Below are 20,022 nucleotides of genomic sequence, written 5' to 3'. Positions count from 1 at the left end.
CTGGAGGCTGACAACCCCTATTTTCAATTTTTATTTCAACCGTCGTTTTTTTATTCAAAATTGCTGCGAACTGCCAGTTTTTCGAGCCTTGGGAAGCCATAACGCTGCAATACGGGTGTTAATTGTGCAATCTCAGGCGTGAGTCCCATACAGAAAGCAATATTCTCATCCGCAGATAATGCATTCGGAGATTCATGTTCTAAAAGCCACACGGTCCGACGCGCAATCGCAGCGCCTGAATCTATCAACCGAGTACCTTCCGGCAGGACTTGCAGCAACTCTTCTTCTAATAGAGGGAAATGGGTGCAACCCAATACTACGGTATCTGGCGGCTCTTTCATTCTCAGCCACGGACGCAGGATTTTACGCAGTTCCTCAAGATCAACTGGCTGGCCGTGTAACTTGGCCTCAGCTAACTCCACCAGTTCTGCCGAACCGAGCATTTCGATTTTGCATTCTGACGCAAAGCGCGCGACCAGTTCGTGAGTATAAGGACGGCGAACTGTGCCGCGAGTCGCCAGCAACCCTACAACACCATTAGTCGTCAAACGCGCAGCTGGCTTGATAGCTGGTACAACGCCGACAACAGGGAATGCGAACTTTTCGCGAAGCGCAGGAAGTGAAACGGTGCTCGCCGTATTACAGGCAATGATGGCGAGTGCGAGCGGGTAGCGTTCCTGAACCGCAGTCACAATTTCTACCACGCGTTCAACAATGAACTCTTCGCTTTTCTCACCGTAGGGAAATGCTACGTTATCGAAAGCATATATATAGTGCAGGTCAGGCAAAAGCTGCCGGACTTCGTCATACACAGAGAGCCCACCGACACCGGAGTCAAAAACCAGTACGGTGGGACGTGTATTAGAAGGTATAGCTGCCAGTGAGGTAATATTCCCGTCCTGGGGTTTGATAGCCATAAACCGTCTCGTAATCTTTATCGAACAGGTTGGCAATTCTACCACGAACGGTTAGCTGTGAGGTGACCGGATATGATGCGGAAACATCAACAGTGCTATAACTCGGCAAAACCTGCTGAGTCGGGCTATACGAAGAAGTGTTGTTGTCGTAGCGTTTGCCGTAATACTGCCACGCAACATCCATATCAACATTAAACATACTCCAGTCGAGCTGATACTTAGCCTGACGCTTGGCACGACGGGCCAGCACCTCATCCGTCTGGTCATCACGCGGGTCCATATACTGAAGCGTCACTTTATGGGTGAAGATGCCAGTATCAACACTCCCCGTCCATTCTAGCCCTTTGATGGTCGCGGACTTGATGTTGTCGTAATTGCCTTCGAAAGATCCCGGAGCAGAATAGTAAGTAATGAGGTTTTCTATCTGGTAATGATAAGCCGACAAGCGCCAATCTACTGGCCCTGTTAATCCTTCAAGTCCGGCTTCCCATTGTTTAGACTCTTCTGGCTTCAGGTTTGGATTTGAGTCGATACCAAAGCGTGTCGAACCAAACTGCTGCCCAAGCGAGGGTGCAAGGAACCCGGTGCCGTAAGAAACCGTGGCACGATACCCTTCAACAAACTCCCACCCTGCGGCCGTCTGCCATGTGCCATGCCAGCCAAATTGCTCGTCATTGTCTTCACGACCAGAGGCTTCCAGCGTCACATCACCAAACTGCTGCTGACCACTGAGGTAAACACCTGTGTTATCGCGCTTATAGGTATCAGACATTGCCGTATCTGAAGACGTTAAGCGCTGCTGCTGCCAATCAACGCCTGCACTGACTGAGCCATTTCCTACAACAAAGTTATTACCCCATTGAATGTTACGCTGGGTCATATTGTCGAGAGTGGTACCGTCGTTATAGCGGCCATTCACGCTGCTATAGTTGTAGTCTTTTACTTTTTGATAGCTAGCCAACAATTGAGAAGAGTAAAGGCCAGAGTGGAAACGCATGCCCGCATCGAATGTCTGGTTGTAAAGTTGCTCTTCATCGCCGCCACCGGCATACCCATACGAGCCCTGGTCGTAATCGGTATTGTTGGTATATCCGTAACCACGGAAGAAACCATCAAACTCGTCACTGAACTTATGCTCCAGCCCGCCCCAGAAAGATTTGCTGCGATAGCCATCGCGGTCACTATCGCCGCTATAAGGTGAATCCGGCAGGACGTTGAAGCCTTTGGTCATTTCATACGAACCCGCGACCGTCGCCACGGTGTCACCAAAACGATGACGCAAAGTACCGTCGTATTGCTGATAGCCGTTCGAGCCTACACCCGCATTGATTTGCGATTTATCTTCATCGGTCTGCGTGATGATATTCACCACACCGCCAATTGCACCCGATCCATAAACCGCTGAACGAGGGCCGCGAATATATTCAACGCGTTGCACTAATGAGAGGGGGATTTGATTAATATCAGCAGTGTTAGAAATCCCTGGGCGAGCGATAGGAATACCATCCACCAACACCAACACATGGCTCGCATTGGTTCCGCGAATAAACATAGAAGAACCTTGCCCAATGCCGCCGTACTGCGCGATATCCACACCTGGCAAACGACGCATCACATCGTTAAGCGATTTTGCCTGCCACTGGTCGATATCTTCCCGGGTTACAACATCGGTTGGAGCCAAAACAGTATTTACCGGTTGCTGAAAACGGTTAGCCGTTACTACCAGGCTATCATCAGAATTGCTGTCTTGCGCCCAGCCTGAAAAAGCCGTTACGGACAACGCCGTAAACAGCGAAAGTTTTTTTAACTTCATTTATATAAGCATCCGCTTTCCAAAAAGGATGCCGCAGACATAACAAATAGCACGCGATAGTTATGACAAATTGCGACGTATACCGGCAGGTCTTCGGGCTTGGATGTGTTTTACGGATGATGACTTCCCACTTATATAAGCAGTGTCTGCACATGGCATTCATCCCACTATTCCTTACCGCTGCGCGTCAGCCCCAGAATTGCACTGGGTTCCCTTTTAACTTATAAAAAGGCCGGAAACGCTATGCTACGATTTTGTTAATAAGTTTGTCTATAAACATCAAAGTGCAACAGCACTGGACATCAGGAACCTATTCCCTACAATTCGCCGCGTAGTTTGACTCTATTAACAGGTATCAGCTCATGACCCCCGAACATCTCCCGATTGAACAGTACGACGCGCAACTGGCCGAAAAAGTCGCCCGCTTGCAAAGCATGATGGCCCCTTTTTCAGCGCCTGCGCCGGAGGTGTTCCGTTCGCCTGTCAGCCATTACCGGATGCGTGCTGAATTCCGCATCTGGCATGATGAAGACGATCTGTACCACATCATGTTTGACCAGGAGACGAAGCAGCGCATTCGGGTTAACACCTTCCCCGCAGCCAGCTCGCTCATCAACGCGTTGATGCCTGCAATGCTCGACGGCGTGCGTGATATTCCCGCCCTGCGCCATAAGCTCTTCCAGATTGATTATCTGACGACAATGAGCAACCAGGCGGTTGTTTCACTGCTATATCACCGCAAACTGGGTGAAGAATGGCAAGAACACGCTCAGGCGCTGCGCGATAAATTACGTGCTCAGGGTTTCAACGTTCACTTAATTGGCCGCGCCACCAAAACCAAAATCGAGCTGGATCAGGATTTCATCGACGAGCGTTTGACCGTAGCGGGCAAAGAGATGATTTATCGCCAGGTGGAAAACAGTTTCACGCAACCCAACGCGGCGATGAATGTTCATATGCTGGAATGGGCGCTGGACGCGACTCAAGACTCAAGCGGCGACTTGCTGGAACTATATTGTGGCAACGGTAACTTCTCGTTGGCACTGGCGCGTAACTTTAACCGCGTGCTGGCAACTGAAATCGCCAAGCCGTCTGTTGCTGCCGCGCAATACAATATTGAAGCGAATGAAATTGAAAACGTGCAAATCATTCGTATGGCAGCTGAAGATTTTACCCAGGCAATGAATGGCGTGCGCGAGTTTAACCGCCTGAAAGGCATCGACCTGAAAAGCTACCAGTGCGAAACGATTTTTGTCGATCCACCGCGCAGTGGCCTGGATAAAGATACCGTGAAGATGGTGCAGGCGTACCCGCGCATTCTCTACATTTCCTGCAATCCGCAAACCCTGTGCGAGAATCTGGAAACATTGTGCGAAACGCATAACGTGTCGCGCCTGGCGCTATTTGACCAGTTCCCCTATACGCACCATATGGAGTGCGGCGTGTGGTTAACACGCAAATAGCAAAACGGACGCTTCGGCGTCCGTTTTTGTTTTTAGCTCAGGATGTTATTCAGTGACTTGCGTTCTAAGCGCCCGGACTTTAAAGCCAATCCAGAACAATAATGCGACTGAAAGTACCGCTGGCAGGAAGTTAGAACCCATTGACGGATATTCAGCCCGCACAACGGCGCTGTACAACAACACTCCCAGCACAAAACAAGCCGCTGCAATACTTGGCAGGCCAACCGGCATCGTGCGGTTTTGGTAGCGATGATGCAAACAGTACACCGTCAGCACCAGCGTAATAATAGGGAAAATGGAAAACGGCACAACCGAGCTAAACAACGCGGCAAACGTTCCGTTAATCGCAAGGCCCGCGATAAACGCTAACCCGAGCGTACCTCTCTCTTGTAACTGTTTCATTGCTCTTCCTTTCAATCACTCTTCTGATATTTGAGCTAATGCCACTTTCTCTTGCTCCCGGCGATACCAGTAATACGCACCTTTTGAAATCATACGTAACTGAAGCACCAGTCGCTCTTCAAGCTGACGACGCTGATCGGCATCAACGTCCAACGCTTCGGCACCAGCACTAAAGACAATCGTCACCATCGCTTCAGCCTGCGCTTCAGTAAAACTGCGCGGCATGCGATTTTCGAGTTCCAGATAGTCCGCAAGTTCCGCAATAAAATGCTGAATTTCACGCGCGACAGCGGCACGGAACGCGGCAGACGTTCCAGACCGTTCACGCAACAGCAAGCGGAATGCATTGGGATTATTACCGATAAATTCCATAAATGTTGAGACAGAAGTTCGAATTACGCTCCCGCCTTTGGCAATTCGTTGGCGAGCCTGGCGCATTAACTGGCGCAACATTAGGCCGCTCTCATCGACCATAGTCAGACCCAGTTCATCAACATCACGGAAATGGCGATAAAACGATGTTGGCGCAATTCCTGCCTCACGGGCGACCTCGCGCAAACTCAGGCTGGCAAAACTCCGTTCAGCACTTAATTGACTAAACGCGGCTTCGACCAGAGAACGCCTGGTTCTTTCTTTTTGTTGCGCTCTTACACCCATCATGTTGCCTGAATCTCTTAAATCGACGTCGCACTATACCAGAGAATAACTTAACTGGTTTTATACAGGTTTGTGAATGATTGTTTACGCGAGCTTGCTCGCGTTACGCAGCAAAAAGCACAACGACAATTGGGTTATCCCGGCGTTAATGTTACCATCGTGTTGCTTTTATGTATAAGAACAGGTAAGCCTTACCATGTCACACACCTACGATTATGACGCAGTAGTAATTGGTTCCGGCCCAGGCGGCGAAGGCGCTGCAATGGGGCTGGTGAAACTTGGAGCAAGGGTAGCTGTTGTTGAGCGCTACCATAACGTGGGTGGCGGCTGTACCCACTGGGGAACCATCCCCTCGAAAGCCCTCCGCCACGCCGTCAGCCGCATTATCGAATTTAATCAAAACCCTTTATACAGCGACCACACCCATCTACTCCGTTCTTCCTTCGCCGACATTCTCAATCATGCCGACAGCGTAATTAACCAACAAACTCGTATGCGCCAGAGCTTCTATGAGCGCAACCGCTGCGAGATGCTGCAAGGCGATGCACGTTTTGTCGATGCGCATACTATTTCGCTGGAATGTCACGATGGTTCGGTGGAGATGATTACCGCCGAGAAGTTCCTGATAGCCTGCGGCTCGCGCCCGTATCGTCCACCGGAAGTCGATTTCTCGCATCCACGCGTGTACGACAGCGATTCCATTCTCAACCTGCACCACGAACCGCGCCACGTCATTATTTATGGCGCAGGGGTGATTGGTTGCGAGTATGCGTCGATTTTCCGGGGCATGAACGTCAAAGTTGATTTGATCAACACCCGCGACCGTCTGCTGGCGTTTCTCGATCAGGAGATGTCTGATTCGCTCTCTTACCACTTCTGGAACAGCGGCGTTGTTATTCGTCACAACGAAGAGTTCGAGAATATTGAAGGCGTGGAAGATGGCGTGATTGTTTCGCTTAAATCCGGCAAAAAAGTGAAAGCGGATTGCCTGCTTTATGCGAACGGGCGCACCGGTAATACCGATTCGCTGTCACTGGAAAACGTGGGGCTGGAAGCCGATGGTCGTGGTCTGTTGAAGGTCAACAGCATGTACCAGACCGCACAGCCGCACATTTATGCCGTTGGCGATGTGATTGGTTATCCAAGTCTGGCCTCAGCGGCTTACGATCAGGGCCGAATCGCTGCACAAGCGATGGTCAAAGGTGAAGCGACGGCGCATCTGATTGAAGATATTCCGACCGGTATTTATACCATTCCGGAAATCAGCTCAGTCGGGAAAACCGAACAGCAGTTAACATCGATGAAAGTGCCGTACGAAGTGGGTCGGGCGCAGTTCAAACACCTTGCTCGCGCACAAATCGTCGGTATGAACGTGGGTACACTAAAAATTCTCTTCCATCGTGAGACGAAAGAGATTTTAGGGATTCACTGCTTTGGTGAGCGCGCGGCCGAGATTATTCATATCGGCCAGGCGATTATGGAGCAGAAAGGTGGCGGCAACACCATTGAGTACTTTGTTAACACCACCTTCAACTACCCGACCATGGCGGAAGCCTATCGGGTAGCGGCGTTAAACGGCTTGAACCGCTTGTTTTAACGCTGGCTCAAAATGGCCATCCATATGGGTACGGATGGCCTCTGCGAGTTGCTCATAGCGACCACGCAGCGGAGAACCCGGACGATAAACCAGGCCGATAGTACGACGCGGCTCTGGTTTATAACATGGCAAATAAACCACGCCATCGCGGCAACGCTCGTTCGGCACAGCCAGCGCAGGTAACAATGTTATCCCGCTTCCGGCGGCGACCATGTTGCGCAGCGTTTCAAGGCTGGTTGCACGGAAATGGGTATCTTCTTCAGCACCTGCTTCAAAACAGAAACCCAGCGCCTGATCGCGCAGACAGTGCCCATCTTCCAGCATCAAAAGCTTCTCGCCCGCCAAATCTGACAACGGCACGCGGTCTCGATCTGCCCACGGGTGGTCCTGATAAATCGCCAGCATCATTGGCTCATCAAACAGCGGCACTTCAATAAACGCTTCGCTCTCTTTCACCAATGCCAGAATCGCACAATCGAGTTTGCCGCTATCAAGCTGCGCTAACAGCTGATGGGTCTGTGCCTCGTGAAGGTACATTTCTAGTTTGGGGAAAGTTTTATGCAGCATCGGGATAATCTGCGGCAGCAGATAAGGCCCAACGGTTGGAATCAAGCCAATGTGCAGCGGCCCGGACATCGCCTCGCCCTGCTGACTTGCCATCTCTTTGAGCACTTTAACTTCGCGCAACACCGTACGCGCCTGATCCACCAGCAGCAAACCCGCCTGAGTGAACAAGACTTTACGGCTGGTACGTTCAAGCAACATCACGCCGAGTTCATCTTCAAGTTTACGAATCTGGCCGCTCAGCGTTGGCTGACTGACATGGCAGGCATCCGCTGCCCGACGAAAGTGACGATGTTCAGCCAGCGCCACCAGGTATTCTAGATCACGAATATTCATTCTCTATCCTCCGTCGCCATGATAGCCCATGGCGATAGAAATCATAGCAACGAACGATTATCCCTATCAACCATTGATATTGAATAATAGCCAGCAACAGCACAAACCATCCATGACCCGGTTGTGCTGTAGGGAACCCCCTGATCTCCGAACTAAAACTGAAGCCAACGTGAGTTATTTAGCGGACGTAATGTCCGCTCTTTTTTTATCCGCTAAAAACAAAAAAGCCCGGCACAAGGCCAGGCTCATTTTGTAGCGCAATAATTTTAAATCAGTCGCTGCTTCGCGTCGCTAATCGCCAGTGCTACCTGCTGAGGAGAAACGCCGCCTTTTGCTGCGCGCTTATCAAGGCAGGATTGCAAAGACAGAATCGGATAAACATCATCACCAATCGTTGCGCTGAATTTCTGCAAATCGGTGAGGGACAATGCTTCCAGCGCTTTGCCCTGGCGAATCGCTTCGACTACCGCTTCACCCACAATATGGTGCGCTTCACGGAACGGCACACCTTTCGCTACCAGGTAATCAGCCAGTTCAGTTGCGTTGGCATAACCCTGCTCGGCGGCTTCTTTACAACGCGGGCGTTTAACCTGAATACCATCCAGCACCAGCACCGACATATGCAAGCAATCCATCCAGGTATCGAGCGCGTCAAACAGGCCTTCTTTGTCTTCCTGCATATCTTTGTTATACGCCAGCGGCAGCCCTTTGAGGGTCATCATCATGCCTGTCAGCGCGCCCTGCACACGGCCACATTTGCCACGGATAAGCTCCAGCGCATCCGGGTTTTTCTTCTGTGGCATGAGGGAAGATCCTGATGTCACGCGGTCAGACAACTCAACAAACCCTGCTTCGCCGGTATTGAAGAAAATCAAATCTTCTGCAAAACGCGACAGGTGAACCATGCCGATGGACGCGTCAGAAAGCAGTTCCAGCACGTGGTCACGATCGGACACGCTATCCAGGCTGTTACGCGTTGCCGACGCAAAACCTAACCAACCCGCCAGTTGTTCACGATCGATTTCATAAGCCGTGCCCGCTAACGCGCCGCTGCCCAGCGGGCTAACGTCGAGACGCTCAAGCGTACTTTGCAAACGGCTTTCATCACGCGCCAGCATTTCAACATAAGCCAGACACCAGTGTGCAAAAGTCACCGGCTGTGCACGTTGCAAGTGGGTATAACCCGGCATCACAGCGTCTTGATTGTTTTCTGCGGTTTCAACCAGTGCATGCTGCAGTTGGCGAGTGGCCCCCAGCAGTTCACTGATCTGCATTTTGCACCACAGTTTAAGATCGGTGGCGACCTGGTCATTACGGCTACGGCCAGTGTGGAGTTTCTTACCCAGCGCACCGACTTTATCGATGAGCTTGCCTTCCACCCAGCTGTGAATGTCTTCCGCATCGCTCTCAAGAATCGCCTGCGGATTGGCCTGCACTTCTTCCAGCAGGAAATTCAATGCCTGCTCAAGCTCCTGCTGCTCGGAAACAGTCAGAACACCAACGGTAACCAGCGCTTTGGACCAGGCGACAGAACCCACAATATCTTGCTCAGCCAGTCGGTAATCAAAGCGTAATGAATCATTAAACGATTTGAACCGCTGGTCTGCTGCCTGAGTAAAACGTCCACCCCAAAGTGCCATATTGATGCTCCATTAAATTTTCATCTTGATCCACTCACCCCGACCCTCTCCCTAAGGAGAGGGAGAAAACCGGACAATCCCCTCTCCCTCAGGGAGAGGGTTAGGGTGAGGGTAATTATTTAAACTGTTACTTTTTCAGTTCGTTCAGTGCACGAATACGTGACGACAACGAGAACAGACGGATAAAGCCGCCCGCGTGGCTGTGGTCATACACTTCGTCTTCACCGAACGTTGCGAACTCTTCGCTATACAGGCTGTTCGGAGATTTTTTCTGCTTCGCAGTGACATGGCCTTTATACAGCTCCAGCACCACTTCACCGTTAACTTCTTCCGCCAGTGATTCCGCAGAAGCCTGCAAAGATTTACGCAGCGGAGCGAACCAACGGCCATCGTAAACCACGTAGGACATTTCCAGGCCCAGTTGCTCACGCCATTTGAAGCTATCGCGGTCCAGAACCAGTTGCTCAACGCCACGCAGTGCAGCCATCATGATGGTGCCCCCTGGAGTTTCGTAGCAGCCACGGGATTTAATCCCTACCAGACGGTTTTCTACGATATCAATACGACCGATGCCGTGTTTAGAACCCATCTTGTTCAATGTTTCCAGGCACTGGAATGGCGTCATCGCTTCGCCGTTTACGGCAACAACTTTGCCTTTTTTAACGGTAACAGTAACTTCTTCAGCCTGATCTGGCGCTTCTTTAGGATCAACAGTCCAGACCCAGCAATCTTTGTTCGGTGCATTCCACGGGCTTTCCAGCACGCCGCCTTCGGTAGAAATGTGCCATGCGTTTTCGTCACGGCTGTAGATTTTCTCAAGCGAAGCGGTCGTCGGGATGTCACGCTCTTTCAGGTAATCCAGCAGCGCTTCACGGGAACGCAGGTTCCACTCACGCCATGGCGCAACCACTTTCAAATGCGGAGCCAGTGCCGCCCATGCGGACTCGAAACGCACCTGGTCGTTTCCTTTGCCAGTCGCACCGTGGCACAGCGCATCTGCGCCCACTTTGTTTGCCACATCAACCAGCGCTTTAGCGATAAGCGGACGCGCCATAGAAGTCCCCAACAAGTAGGTGCCTTCGTATAGTGCGCCAGTCTGCAATACCGGGTAAACGTAATCGCTGATGAACTCTTCGCGCGCATCAACGACGTAACACTCAGTTGCGCCAGAACGCAGTGCTTTTTGCTCAACGCCTTGCAGGTCTTCGCGATCCTGGCCGATATCCACTACGCACGCGACCACTTCGCAGCCACCGTAGTTTTCTTTCAGCCATGGAATGATGGCAGAAGTATCCAGGCCGCCAGAGTATGCGAGAACGATTTTTTTGATTCCGTGATTTTGCATTGTCTTATCCTTCAAAAACTTAATTTTAAACTAGGCCAGAATACGGGTGCCGATGGCAACGCCGTTAAACAAAGAAGGTAACTGCTCTGCATGACGCCAGGATGCAATATCCACCGGGCGACCCAGCGTGCGTGCTGCATCCAGCGCCGCGTTAACTTTCACTATCATGCCGTCGGTAATAATGCCCTGAGCGATTAACTGCTCCGCTTTCGCCGCCGTCATTTCTGCAATACGTTGCCCTTTGCCATCCAGAATCCCGCTCACATCGGACAGCAGAATCAGGTCAGCGCCAAGCGTTGCCGCCAGCGCCGTAGCCGCCTGGTCAGCATTCACGTTCATCAACTCGCCTTCAGCGGTCACGCCAATAGAGCTGACAATCGGCAGGAAGCCAGAATCTAAAAGCGTAGTAATCAGCTTTGCCGAACCCGGTTTCGCAAGTCCCACATGACCCAACGCTTCATCGAGTTTAGTCACGGTTACGCTGTCGCCATCACCGAGGCAAAGACCGACACCATTGATGCCATGCTTTTTCGCCCACGCCAACAACGTTTTGTTCGCCGTCCCCGCCAGTGCACCAGTAATAATGTCAATCTGGTCAGCAGGCGTCACACGCAGGCCGTTTTTCTTGGTCACTGGCAGAGAGAGTTTTTTCATTAACTCATCTACCAGGCATCCGCCGCCGTGCACAATAACCAGCGGGCGTTGATGGGATTCGCGGTAATTGACCAGCGCGGTAAACAGACGCTCCAGCGCTTCTTCGCTATCCAGCAGCACGCCACCTAATTTGATAATTAATGGATTCATCATGTCACCCGGCGTTAATTAAATAAGAGACTGTGTTTCGGCAAAGCCAAAACGAATATTCAGGCACTGCACGGCCTGAGCCGATGCACCTTTCAGCAAATTGTCTTCGGTGGCGACAACAATCACATGCTCGCCCTGCACAGCAAAGCCGATATCGCAAAACGGCAGGCCGACAACATTTTTTAGCGCTGGCACGCCTTTGTCGTACAGGCGCACTAACGGTTTATCTTGATAGGCCTGCTTAAAAGCGTCAGCGACTTGCTGCTGCGTCACGCCTTCTTTCAGGCGGCAAGTAATGGTCGCCAGAATCCCACGCGGGAAATTGCCCAGGTGCGGAGTGAAAATGACTGGCGTACCCAAATGCGTGACGATTTCTGGATGATGGCGATGGTTAAAAATGCCATACGGTTGCAGGCTCACTTCGCAGAAACTATTGGATATCGCTGCCTTACGCCCTGCACCGCTCACACCACTGGTCGCATTGATCACCGGCCACTGGTTCAAATCCAGCAGACCGCCCTCAATCAGAGGTTTTAACGCCAGTTGCGAAGCCGTTGGGTAACAGCCAGGAACGGAGATCAAACTGGTTTCTTTCAGTTTGTCGCTTTCCCATTCCGCCAGGCCATAAACCGCTTGCTCAAGCAGCTCAGGATGCTGATGCGTAAAGCCATAATAGAGTTGATAAAACTTAGCATCGTTAACGCGGAATGCACCGGAAAGATCGATGACGACACAGCCTTTCGCCAGAAATTGCGGCGCCAGGTCATGGCTCACTTCATGGGCTGTTGCGAGGAACACCACGTCTACGCCGTCAGTAAATTCGCTGATATCTGACATTGGCTGTAACGGTAAGTCGACGATACCTTTTAGTTGCGGATGCAAATCAGATATCAACTTTCCTGCGTCATTACTTTGCGCTGAAACCGTCAATGCGGTTATGTTCATATGAGGATGGCGATTCAAATAGGTCACAAGTTCTGCGCCCGCATAACCGCTGGCACCAACAATCAGCGTATTCAACATCTCGGCTGTACACCTTCTTAGGTTGTGTCTGCTAAAGGTGTCAGCTGGTAAGCCATCACCCAACGTACATTTACGTGGTTAAATCCACCGGAACCAGGGGTTCCCTTATGGCAGCGAATATTGTATTTTTATTCAATATAACTGCATGATTATGTATACCAACCCGAGCTAAGGCCTGTCAACAGTGAAGATGAAATTACCTCCTTTTATCGAGATTTACCGCGCGTTGATCGCGACTCCTTCTATCAGCGCCACCGACAGCGCGTTGGATCAGAGCAATGAGTCTTTAATCAATTTACTGGCGGGATGGTTCCGCGATCTTGGATTTAATGTCGAAATCCAGGCGGTGCCGGGAACACGCAATAAATTCAATATGCTGGCGAGCACCGGAAGCGGCGCGGGCGGGTTGTTGCTGGCGGGCCATACCGATACCGTGCCATTTGATGATGGCCGCTGGACACGCGACCCCTTCACGCTGACCGAGCACGAAAATAAACTCTACGGTCTCGGCACAGCCGACATGAAAGGCTTCTTTGCCTTTATTCTTGATGCGCTGCGCGATGTCGATGTCACGACGCTTAAAAAACCACTTTATGTTCTGGCGACTGCCGATGAAGAAACGACGATGGCAGGTGCGCGTTATTTCTCTGAAACCACCAGCCTGCGCCCGGATTGCGCCATCATCGGCGAACCGACCTCTTTGCAGCCAGTGCGTGCGCATAAGGGCCATATCTCGAATGCGATTCGCATTCTCGGCCAGTCCGGTCACTCCAGCGATCCGGCTCGCGGTGTCAATGCTATCGAGCTGATGCATGACGCTATCGGTCACATTATGTCGCTGAAAAACACGCTGAAAGACCGTTATCACCATGACGCTTTCACGGTGCCGTATCCAACGCTAAATCTTGGCCATATTAGCGGTGGCGATGCCGCCAACCGTATTTGTGCCTGCTGCGAACTGCATATGGATATCCGCCCGCTTCCGGGGCTGACATTAAACGATTTGAACGGTTTGCTTAATGAAGCGCTGGAACCGGTTAGCCAAAAATGGCCTGGCCGCCTGACGATTTCCGAACTGCATCCGCCAATTCCGGGCTATGAATGCGCCAAAGATCACCAGTTAGTGCAAGTGGTTGAGAAATTGCTCGGCGCGCAAACAGAAGTGGTGAACTACTGCACCGAAGCACCATTTATTCAGACGCTTTGCCCAACGCTGGTTCTGGGCCCGGGTTCTATAAACCAGGCGCACCAGCCGGACGAATACATCGAAACACGTTTTATCGAGCCAACTCGCAAACTGATCACACAGGTAGTGCATCATTTTTGCTGGCATTGAAAAATAGCGTTTATGGGGGTTTTGCCCCCTTTTTGAACGACTTTTTAGCGGATCCTCATAAGAAATGCTTATCCACGAAGTTAGTAATTAAATTTCATGAATTAGCGCAATTTATTCGTTTGCTGAAACGATTTCGTAGCAATTGACGAAAGTAGACTTACGTGGCTTTATAAAGACGGTGTTGAACCTTCACGGGTGAAATTAAATTACATATTAGATTGGATAGGGTGTCTGGGGTCATATGAACGAACAGTATTCCGCTTTGCGAAGTAATGTCAGTATGCTCGGCAAGTTGCTCGGGGATACCATCAAGGATGCGTTAGGTGAAAACATTCTTGACCGCGTAGAAACAATCCGCAAATTGTCTAAGTCCTCACGGGCTGGCAATGAAGCCAACCGCCAGGAGCTGCTAACCACGTTACAGAACCTGTCTAACGACGAACTACTCCCTGTAGCCCGTGCATTCAGCCAATTCCTGAACCTGGCCAACACCGCCGAGCAATATCACAGCATTTCCGCCAATGGCGAAGCTGCCAGCAATCCTGAAGTTATTGCTAAGACACTCCAAAAATTAAAAAATCAGCCCGATCTTAGCGAAGACGCCATTCGTAATGCTGTTGAGTCATTGTCACTGGAATTAGTGCTGACCGCGCACCCGACCGAAATTACCCGTCGCACCCTGATTCACAAACTGGTTGAAGTAAACAGTTGCCTGAAGCAACTCGACCACAGCGACATCGCCGATTACGAACGCAACCAAATTATGCGCCGCCTGCGCCAACTCGTCGCTCAGGCCTGGCACACAGATGAAATTCGTAAGCACCGCCCTTCCCCAGTAGATGAAGCAAAATGGGGCTTTGCGGTAGTAGAAAACAGCCTGTGGGAAGGGGTTCCAAACTACCTGCGTGAGCTGAACGAACAGCTCGAAGACAACCTGAATTACAAACTACCGGTCGATTTTGTCCCAGTACGTTTCACCTCATGGATGGGTGGCGACCGTGACGGCAACCCGAACGTGACCGCTGATATTACTCGCCACGTCCTACTGTTAAGCCGCTGGAAAGCCACCGATCTATTCCTGCGCGATATTCAGGTGCTGATTTCTGAGCTTTCAATGGTGGAATGCACACCTGAGCTGAGCGAACTGGCTGGCCCTGACGCTGCGCAAGAACCTTACCGCTGCATCATGAAAGGCATTCGTCAGCAGTTGCTGTCGACTCAAGCCTGGCTGGAAGCTCGCCTGAAAGGCCAGCGCCTGCCAAAACCAGAAGGTTTACTGACTCAAAACGAACAGCTTTGGGATCCGCTTTATGCATGTTACCAGTCGCTGCAAGCGTGTGGCATGGGCATCATCGCTAACGGCCAACTGCTTGATACCCTGCGCCGCGTGAAGAGTTTTGGCGTTCCGCTAGTGCGTATTGATGTCCGCCAGGAAAGCACTCGTCACACCGAAGCACTGGGCGAGATGACGCGCTACCTGGGCATTGGTGATTACGAAAGCTGGTCTGAAGCAGACAAACAAGCCTTCCTGATCCGTGAACTGAATTCTAAGCGCCCGCTTCTGCCACGCCAGTGGGAGCCAAGCGACGATACCCGCGAAGTGCTGGAAACCTGCAAAGTGGTTGCCGAAGCCCCGCGTGGTTCCATTGCCGCTTATGTTATTTCCATGGCGAAAACGCCATCTGACGTGCTGGCAGTACACTTGCTGCTGAAAGAAGCCGGTTGCACCTTCGCACTGCCTGTTGCGCCACTGTTTGAAACACTCGACGACTTGAACAACGCCGACGACGTGATGACTCAGTTGCTGAATATCGACTGGTATCGCGGCTTTATTCAGGGCAAACAAATGGTCATGATTGGCTATTCTGACTCGGCAAAAGATGCAGGCGTAATGGCGGCATCATGGGCGCAGTACCAGGCTCAGGACGCGCTGATCAAAACCTGCGAGAAAGCCGGAATTACACTGACGCTGTTCCACGGACGCGGCGGTTCAATTGGCCGTGGCGGCGCACCAGCTCACGCCGCTCTGCTTTCTCAACCACCGGGAAGCCTGAAAGGCGGCCTGCGTGTGACCGAGCAAGGCGAGATGATTCGCTTTAAATACGGTCTGCCAGAAATCACCATCAGCAGCCTGTCGCTCTACACCAGCGCGATTCTCGAAGCCAACCTTCTGCCGCCGCCAGAACCGAAGAAAGAGTGGAAACATATCATGGAGGATCTGTCTGTAACCTCATGTGATATGTATCGTGGGTACATCCGCGAAAACGAAGACTTCGTGCCGTACTTCCGTTCGGCAACACCAGAGCTGGAGCTGGGTAAACTGCCGCTGGGTTCACGTCCTGCGAAGCGTAAACCTAACGGTGGCGTTGAGTCCCTGCGTGCCATTCCGTGGATCTTCGCCTGGACGCAGAACCGCCTGATGTTGCCAGCCTGGCTGGGTGCCGGTGCTGCGCTACAAAAAGTCGTGGAAGACGGCAAACAGGACGTGCTGGAAACCATGTGTCGCGACTGGCCATTCTTCTCAACGCGCCTCGGCATGCTGGAAATGGTCTTTGCGAAAGCCGACCTGTGGCTTGCGGAATATTACGATCAGCGTCTGGTGAAACCAGAGCTGTGGGCGCTTGGTAAACAACTGCGCGACCAACTGGAAGCCGACATCAAAGTGGTGCTGGATATCGCCAACGATTCACATCTGATGGCAGACCTGCCATGGATCGCCGAATCTATTCAGCTGCGTAATATCTACACCGACCCGCTGAACGTATTACAGGCTGAATTGCTGCATCGTTCGCGTCAGTCTGAAGAGAAAGGCGAAGAGCCAGATGCGCAAGTTGAACAAGCGCTAATGGTGACAATCGCTGGTGTTGCGGCAGGTATGCGTAACACAGGCTAAGTTAAACCCTTTAACAATCCCCCGTGAAAAAAACGGGGGATTGTTAAATTCAACTGTCTTAATTCATTCACATTCCATATATTTCCGCCTGCAAATTTTTCGTTCAAAACTCATACCACGAACGAGCATATGGCCTTTTTCACCTTGATTAAGGTTTGATTAAGATTTAATCGCCAAACTAGGCGATACTTTTTGTCGACAGGCACAGTTTATGTTTTCTATAAAAAACCAAGCTAAACAAAAGTTTAGCTGGATAGCTCTGGGATGGGCATTACTCTTTTTTTGGTTTTTCTCCACGGCATTACAAGCCAAAATATTCATCAGCGGATACAGCGGCACTAACGGCTTACGTGACTCCCTGTTATACAGCTCCCTTTGGCTTATCCCTGTATTCTTGTTCCCTGCACGGACGCGGATCATCGCCGCAGTCATTGGCGTAGTGCTTTGGGCAACATCATTAGCGGCAATCTGTTATTTCGTTATTTACGGGCAGGAGTTTTCACAAAGCGTCCTGTTTGTGATGTTCGAATCCAATGCTGGCGAAGCCGGTGAATATTTAAGCCAGTACTTTAGCCTGAAGATTGTCCTGACAGCGCTTATCTACACTGCGATATGCCTATTCCTGTGGTCCCGTCTACGCCCTGTGTATATCCCTAAACCATGGCGCTGGTTGGTATCGCTGATTATCCTTTATGCATTAATTCTGCATCCACTGGTACGCAATGCGATAAACCATCAACCGTTGAGCAAAACCGTTTCCGGTCTTTCTTCACGCATGGAACCCGCGGCACCGTGGCAGTTTATTTCTGGCTACTATCAATACCGCCAACAACTGGACAGCCTGAATAGCCTACTTAACGAAAACAATGCTCTGCCTCCGCTGGCAAATCTTAAAGATGAAAACGCCAATACACCGCGCACTTTAGTGCTGGTTATTGGGGAGTCTACCCAACGCGGTCGCATGAGCCTGTATGGCTACTCAAGAGAGACAACGCCGGAACTGGATACATTGTCTAAATCAGATAAAGGGATGACGGTATTTAACGACGTAGTGACTTCACGTCCTTACACCATCGAAATTCTCCAGCAAGCTTTAACATTCGCCAACGAGAAGAACCCGGATCTTTATCTGAGCAAGCCGACGCTGATGAATATGATGAAACAGGCGGGATATAAAACCTTCTGGATTACCAATCAGCAGACAATGACCGAACGTAACACCATGCTGACGGTATTCTCGCGCCAGACTGATAAACAGTTCTATATGAATCAGCAGCGTACGCAAAGTGCACGTGAGTACGACAGTAATGTACTGGCACCGTTTAAAGACGTTCTGGCCGACCCTGCACCGAAGAAATTCATCATTGTGCATCTGCTCGGAACACACATTAAATACAAGTACCGTTACCCAGAAAACTGGGGCAAATTTGATAATCAAACAGCAGGTTTGCCTGCGGGATTGAGCGATGACCAAAAGGAAGCGTGGAACGATTATGACAACGCTAACCTGTATAACGATCACGTTGTCTCAAGCCTGATTAAGGATTACAAGGCCACCGATCCGAATGGTTTCCTGCTCTACTTCTCAGACCATGGTGAAGAAGTTTACGATACGCCACCGCATCAAATGCAGGGCCGTAACGAGGAAAACCCAACCCGTCACATGTATACGGTGCCATTTATTCTTTGGACTTCCGAAAAATGGCAGGCGGAACATCCACGTGATTTCTCAGCGGATGTTAATCGCAAATACAGCAGTTCAGAGCTGATACATACCTGGTCTGATTTGGCAGGACTGAGTTACGACGGATTCGATCCCACCCGCTCAATAACCAGCCCGGAGTTTAAGGAAACAACTCGCTGGATTGGCAATCCATATAAGAAAAATGCACTGATCGACTATGACACCTTGCCTTTCGGCGATCAGAAAGGTAATCAGTAAGTTGCTGACCAGGCCATCTCAAAAATGAGGTGGCCTGGTGATTACTCTCTCATCCTTCTGACCCACTGCGGGGCGTTATGAACTACGACGTGAGCCAAATTATTTCTCATCTGCTCAATAGTCCGTCAGGCATTCAGCGTATCTGGCTAGCAGACAACCAAACCGCCCCATCCGAACTTGCTTATCAGGTTGATTTTCCGCGAATCGAAGTCGTATTAGATGGCGTTTTAATGGATGCCTGCGATGCGGGAATGCCTGCCAGACTTGAGCAGCATGACGTGCTCTACGTTCCAGCAAAATGCTGGAACAACCCGCAATGGAATTCACCCGTAACGACGCTAAGTATTTTATTTGGCAAACAGCAACTTGGATTCAGTATTCTGCAATGGGATGGAACGGCGTTTAAAACATTGGGTAAACAGAACGTTGCTCGCCGTGGGCCACGAATCGGCTCGTTTCTGCTGCAGGCTCTCAACGAACTGGTCATGCAACCACACGATCAGCAAACAGCGCGGTTTATTGTCAGCAGTATTCTGAGTCATTGTACTGATTTGCTTGATAGCCAAATCCAGACGGCTTCACGTAGTCAGGCACTTTTCGAAGCCGTGCGGGAATACATTGATGAAAATTATGCTGACCCTTTAACCCGAGAATCTGTTGCTCAGGTATTTCATATCTCACCGAACTACCTTTCACATCTATTTCAGAAAACCGGTACGGTGGGCTTTAACGAATATCTTAACCACACCCGCCTGGAGCATGCAAAAACATTACTGAAACGCTACGAATTGAAGGTCAAAGAGGTGGCTCATGCCTGCGGTTTTGTCGACAGTAACTATTTTTGCCGTTTATTCAGGAAGAATACCGAGCGATCGCCATCGGAATATCGGCGCCAGTACCATAGTCAGTTGACGGAAAGAACAATTAATCGAGAATGATGCGAGTGTCTTGCGGAGTGCCAAAAATTCGTCGCACCGCCGACATCGCCTTTTGCGGCTCGCGCAGGAATGCATTAATGCCGGATTGCACACAGCGGCAATGTACGAAACGCGCCGCCCCCACCAGCTCAATATCGGTAATCAGCAATACCACATCGGCTTGTTCGATATCCGTTTGCGACAACTCATTCTCAATTCCTAGTGCACCTTGAGTTTCTATTTTTACGGTCCACTTTTCTTGCTGGCAGAGCTTTTCGAGCCGTTCCGCCGCCATATAGGTATGAGCGACACCACTAACACATGCAGTTACTGCGACTAAATGTCGAGTCATCTCCGCTCCCCTCTATGAAAA

Annotated in this window: 16 protein-coding genes and 1 riboswitch; of the genes, 6 read left to right on the top strand and 10 right to left on the bottom strand. The window is 50.7% G+C overall.

What is annotated here, in order from left to right:
* Positions 1-50: 50 nt before the first annotated feature.
* Positions 51-917, bottom strand: a complete 867-nt coding sequence (gene murI / locus GBAG_RS21235) for a glutamate racemase (RefSeq protein ID WP_072011231.1) — start codon at positions 915-917, stop codon at positions 51-53.
* Positions 862-2,730 carry a TonB-dependent vitamin B12 receptor BtuB gene (btuB, locus tag GBAG_RS21230; RefSeq protein WP_034500097.1) on the bottom strand — a complete coding sequence of 623 codons (1,869 nt, stop codon included), beginning with the start codon at positions 2,728-2,730 and terminating at the stop codon, positions 862-864. Before btuB ends, murI begins: the two co-directional genes overlap by 56 nt.
* A gap of 67 nt (positions 2,731-2,797) precedes the next feature.
* Positions 2,798-2,982: riboswitch (cobalamin riboswitch) on the bottom strand.
* A 110-nt stretch (positions 2,983-3,092) separates the two neighbouring features.
* On the opposite strand from btuB, the gene trmA reads away from it, so the two are divergent.
* A complete protein-coding gene (trmA, locus tag GBAG_RS21225; protein WP_034500096.1) occupies positions 3,093-4,193 on the top strand; it encodes a tRNA (uridine(54)-C5)-methyltransferase TrmA in 1,101 nt (366 codons plus the stop codon).
* A 45-nt stretch (positions 4,194-4,238) separates the two neighbouring features.
* Here the strand turns inward: trmA and GBAG_RS21220 are convergent, their stop codons facing one another.
* Both GBAG_RS21220 and fabR read right to left on the bottom strand, forming a co-directional pair.
* Complete coding sequence (locus GBAG_RS21220) at positions 4,239-4,595, bottom strand: YijD family membrane protein (protein ID WP_034500093.1); 357 nt, start codon at positions 4,593-4,595, stop codon at positions 4,239-4,241.
* Between the two features lie 15 nt (positions 4,596-4,610).
* The gene (gene fabR, locus GBAG_RS21215) at positions 4,611-5,255 is read right to left on the bottom strand and encodes an HTH-type transcriptional repressor FabR (protein WP_115631628.1); all 645 of its coding nucleotides are present in this window, start codon (positions 5,253-5,255) and stop codon (positions 4,611-4,613) included.
* 193 nt (positions 5,256-5,448) lie between these two features.
* Here fabR and sthA point away from each other — a divergent pair, with 193 nt between their 5' ends.
* Entirely contained in the window at positions 5,449-6,849 is a 1,401-nt protein-coding gene (gene sthA, locus GBAG_RS21210; RefSeq protein ID WP_034500091.1) for a Si-specific NAD(P)(+) transhydrogenase, read from the top strand.
* Here sthA and oxyR read toward each other — a convergent pair.
* From oxyR to argC, 5 genes are all read right to left on the bottom strand, one after another.
* The gene (gene oxyR / locus GBAG_RS21205; protein ID WP_034500089.1) at positions 6,823-7,749 is read right to left on the bottom strand and encodes a DNA-binding transcriptional regulator OxyR; all 927 of its coding nucleotides are present in this window, start codon (positions 7,747-7,749) and stop codon (positions 6,823-6,825) included. The genes sthA and oxyR overlap by 27 nt on opposite strands.
* 266 nt (positions 7,750-8,015) lie before the next feature.
* Entirely contained in the window at positions 8,016-9,389 is a 1,374-nt protein-coding gene (gene argH, locus GBAG_RS21200; RefSeq protein ID WP_034500088.1) for an argininosuccinate lyase, read from the bottom strand.
* Positions 9,390-9,516: 127 nt separating this feature from the next.
* Entirely contained in the window at positions 9,517-10,734 is a 1,218-nt protein-coding gene (locus tag GBAG_RS21195; protein ID WP_034500087.1) for an argininosuccinate synthase, read from the bottom strand.
* Positions 10,735-10,764: 30 nt separating this feature from the next.
* Entirely contained in the window at positions 10,765-11,541 is a 777-nt protein-coding gene (gene argB / locus GBAG_RS21190) for an acetylglutamate kinase (RefSeq protein ID WP_115631631.1), read from the bottom strand.
* A 15-nt stretch (positions 11,542-11,556) separates the two neighbouring features.
* Positions 11,557-12,561 (bottom strand): N-acetyl-gamma-glutamyl-phosphate reductase, encoded by a 1,005-nt coding sequence (gene argC / locus GBAG_RS21185; protein WP_034500083.1) that lies wholly within the window; start codon positions 12,559-12,561, stop codon positions 11,557-11,559.
* Between the two features lie 184 nt (positions 12,562-12,745).
* On the opposite strand from argC, the gene argE reads away from it, so the two are divergent.
* The 4 genes from argE (at position 12,746) to GBAG_RS21165 (ending at position 19,670) form a co-directional block, all read left to right on the top strand.
* Entirely contained in the window at positions 12,746-13,897 is a 1,152-nt protein-coding gene (gene argE / locus GBAG_RS21180) for an acetylornithine deacetylase (protein ID WP_034500081.1), read from the top strand.
* Positions 13,898-14,138: 241 nt separating this feature from the next.
* Positions 14,139-16,790 carry a phosphoenolpyruvate carboxylase gene (gene ppc / locus GBAG_RS21175; RefSeq protein WP_034500080.1) on the top strand — a complete coding sequence of 884 codons (2,652 nt, stop codon included), beginning with the start codon at positions 14,139-14,141 and terminating at the stop codon, positions 16,788-16,790.
* A 211-nt stretch (positions 16,791-17,001) separates the two neighbouring features.
* Positions 17,002-18,732 carry a phosphoethanolamine transferase CptA gene (locus GBAG_RS21170; RefSeq protein ID WP_034500079.1) on the top strand — a complete coding sequence of 577 codons (1,731 nt, stop codon included), beginning with the start codon at positions 17,002-17,004 and terminating at the stop codon, positions 18,730-18,732.
* Between the two features lie 77 nt (positions 18,733-18,809).
* A complete protein-coding gene (locus GBAG_RS21165) occupies positions 18,810-19,670 on the top strand; it encodes a helix-turn-helix transcriptional regulator (RefSeq protein WP_034500078.1) in 861 nt (286 codons plus the stop codon).
* Here the strand turns inward: GBAG_RS21165 and GBAG_RS21160 are convergent.
* Positions 19,657-20,001 carry a PTS fructose-like transporter subunit IIB gene (locus tag GBAG_RS21160; RefSeq protein ID WP_034500077.1) on the bottom strand — a complete coding sequence of 115 codons (345 nt, stop codon included), beginning with the start codon at positions 19,999-20,001 and terminating at the stop codon, positions 19,657-19,659. The two genes, GBAG_RS21165 and GBAG_RS21160, sit on opposite strands and share 14 nt — an antisense overlap.
* Between the last annotated feature and the right edge of the window lie 21 nt (positions 20,002-20,022).

Source organism: Buttiauxella agrestis ATCC 33320 (genome assembly GCF_000735355.1).
Lineage (GTDB): Bacteria > Pseudomonadota > Gammaproteobacteria > Enterobacterales > Enterobacteriaceae > Buttiauxella > Buttiauxella agrestis.
Note: the sequence above shows the minus strand (reverse complement) of the source record. Positions and strands in the feature narration are given on the sequence as shown.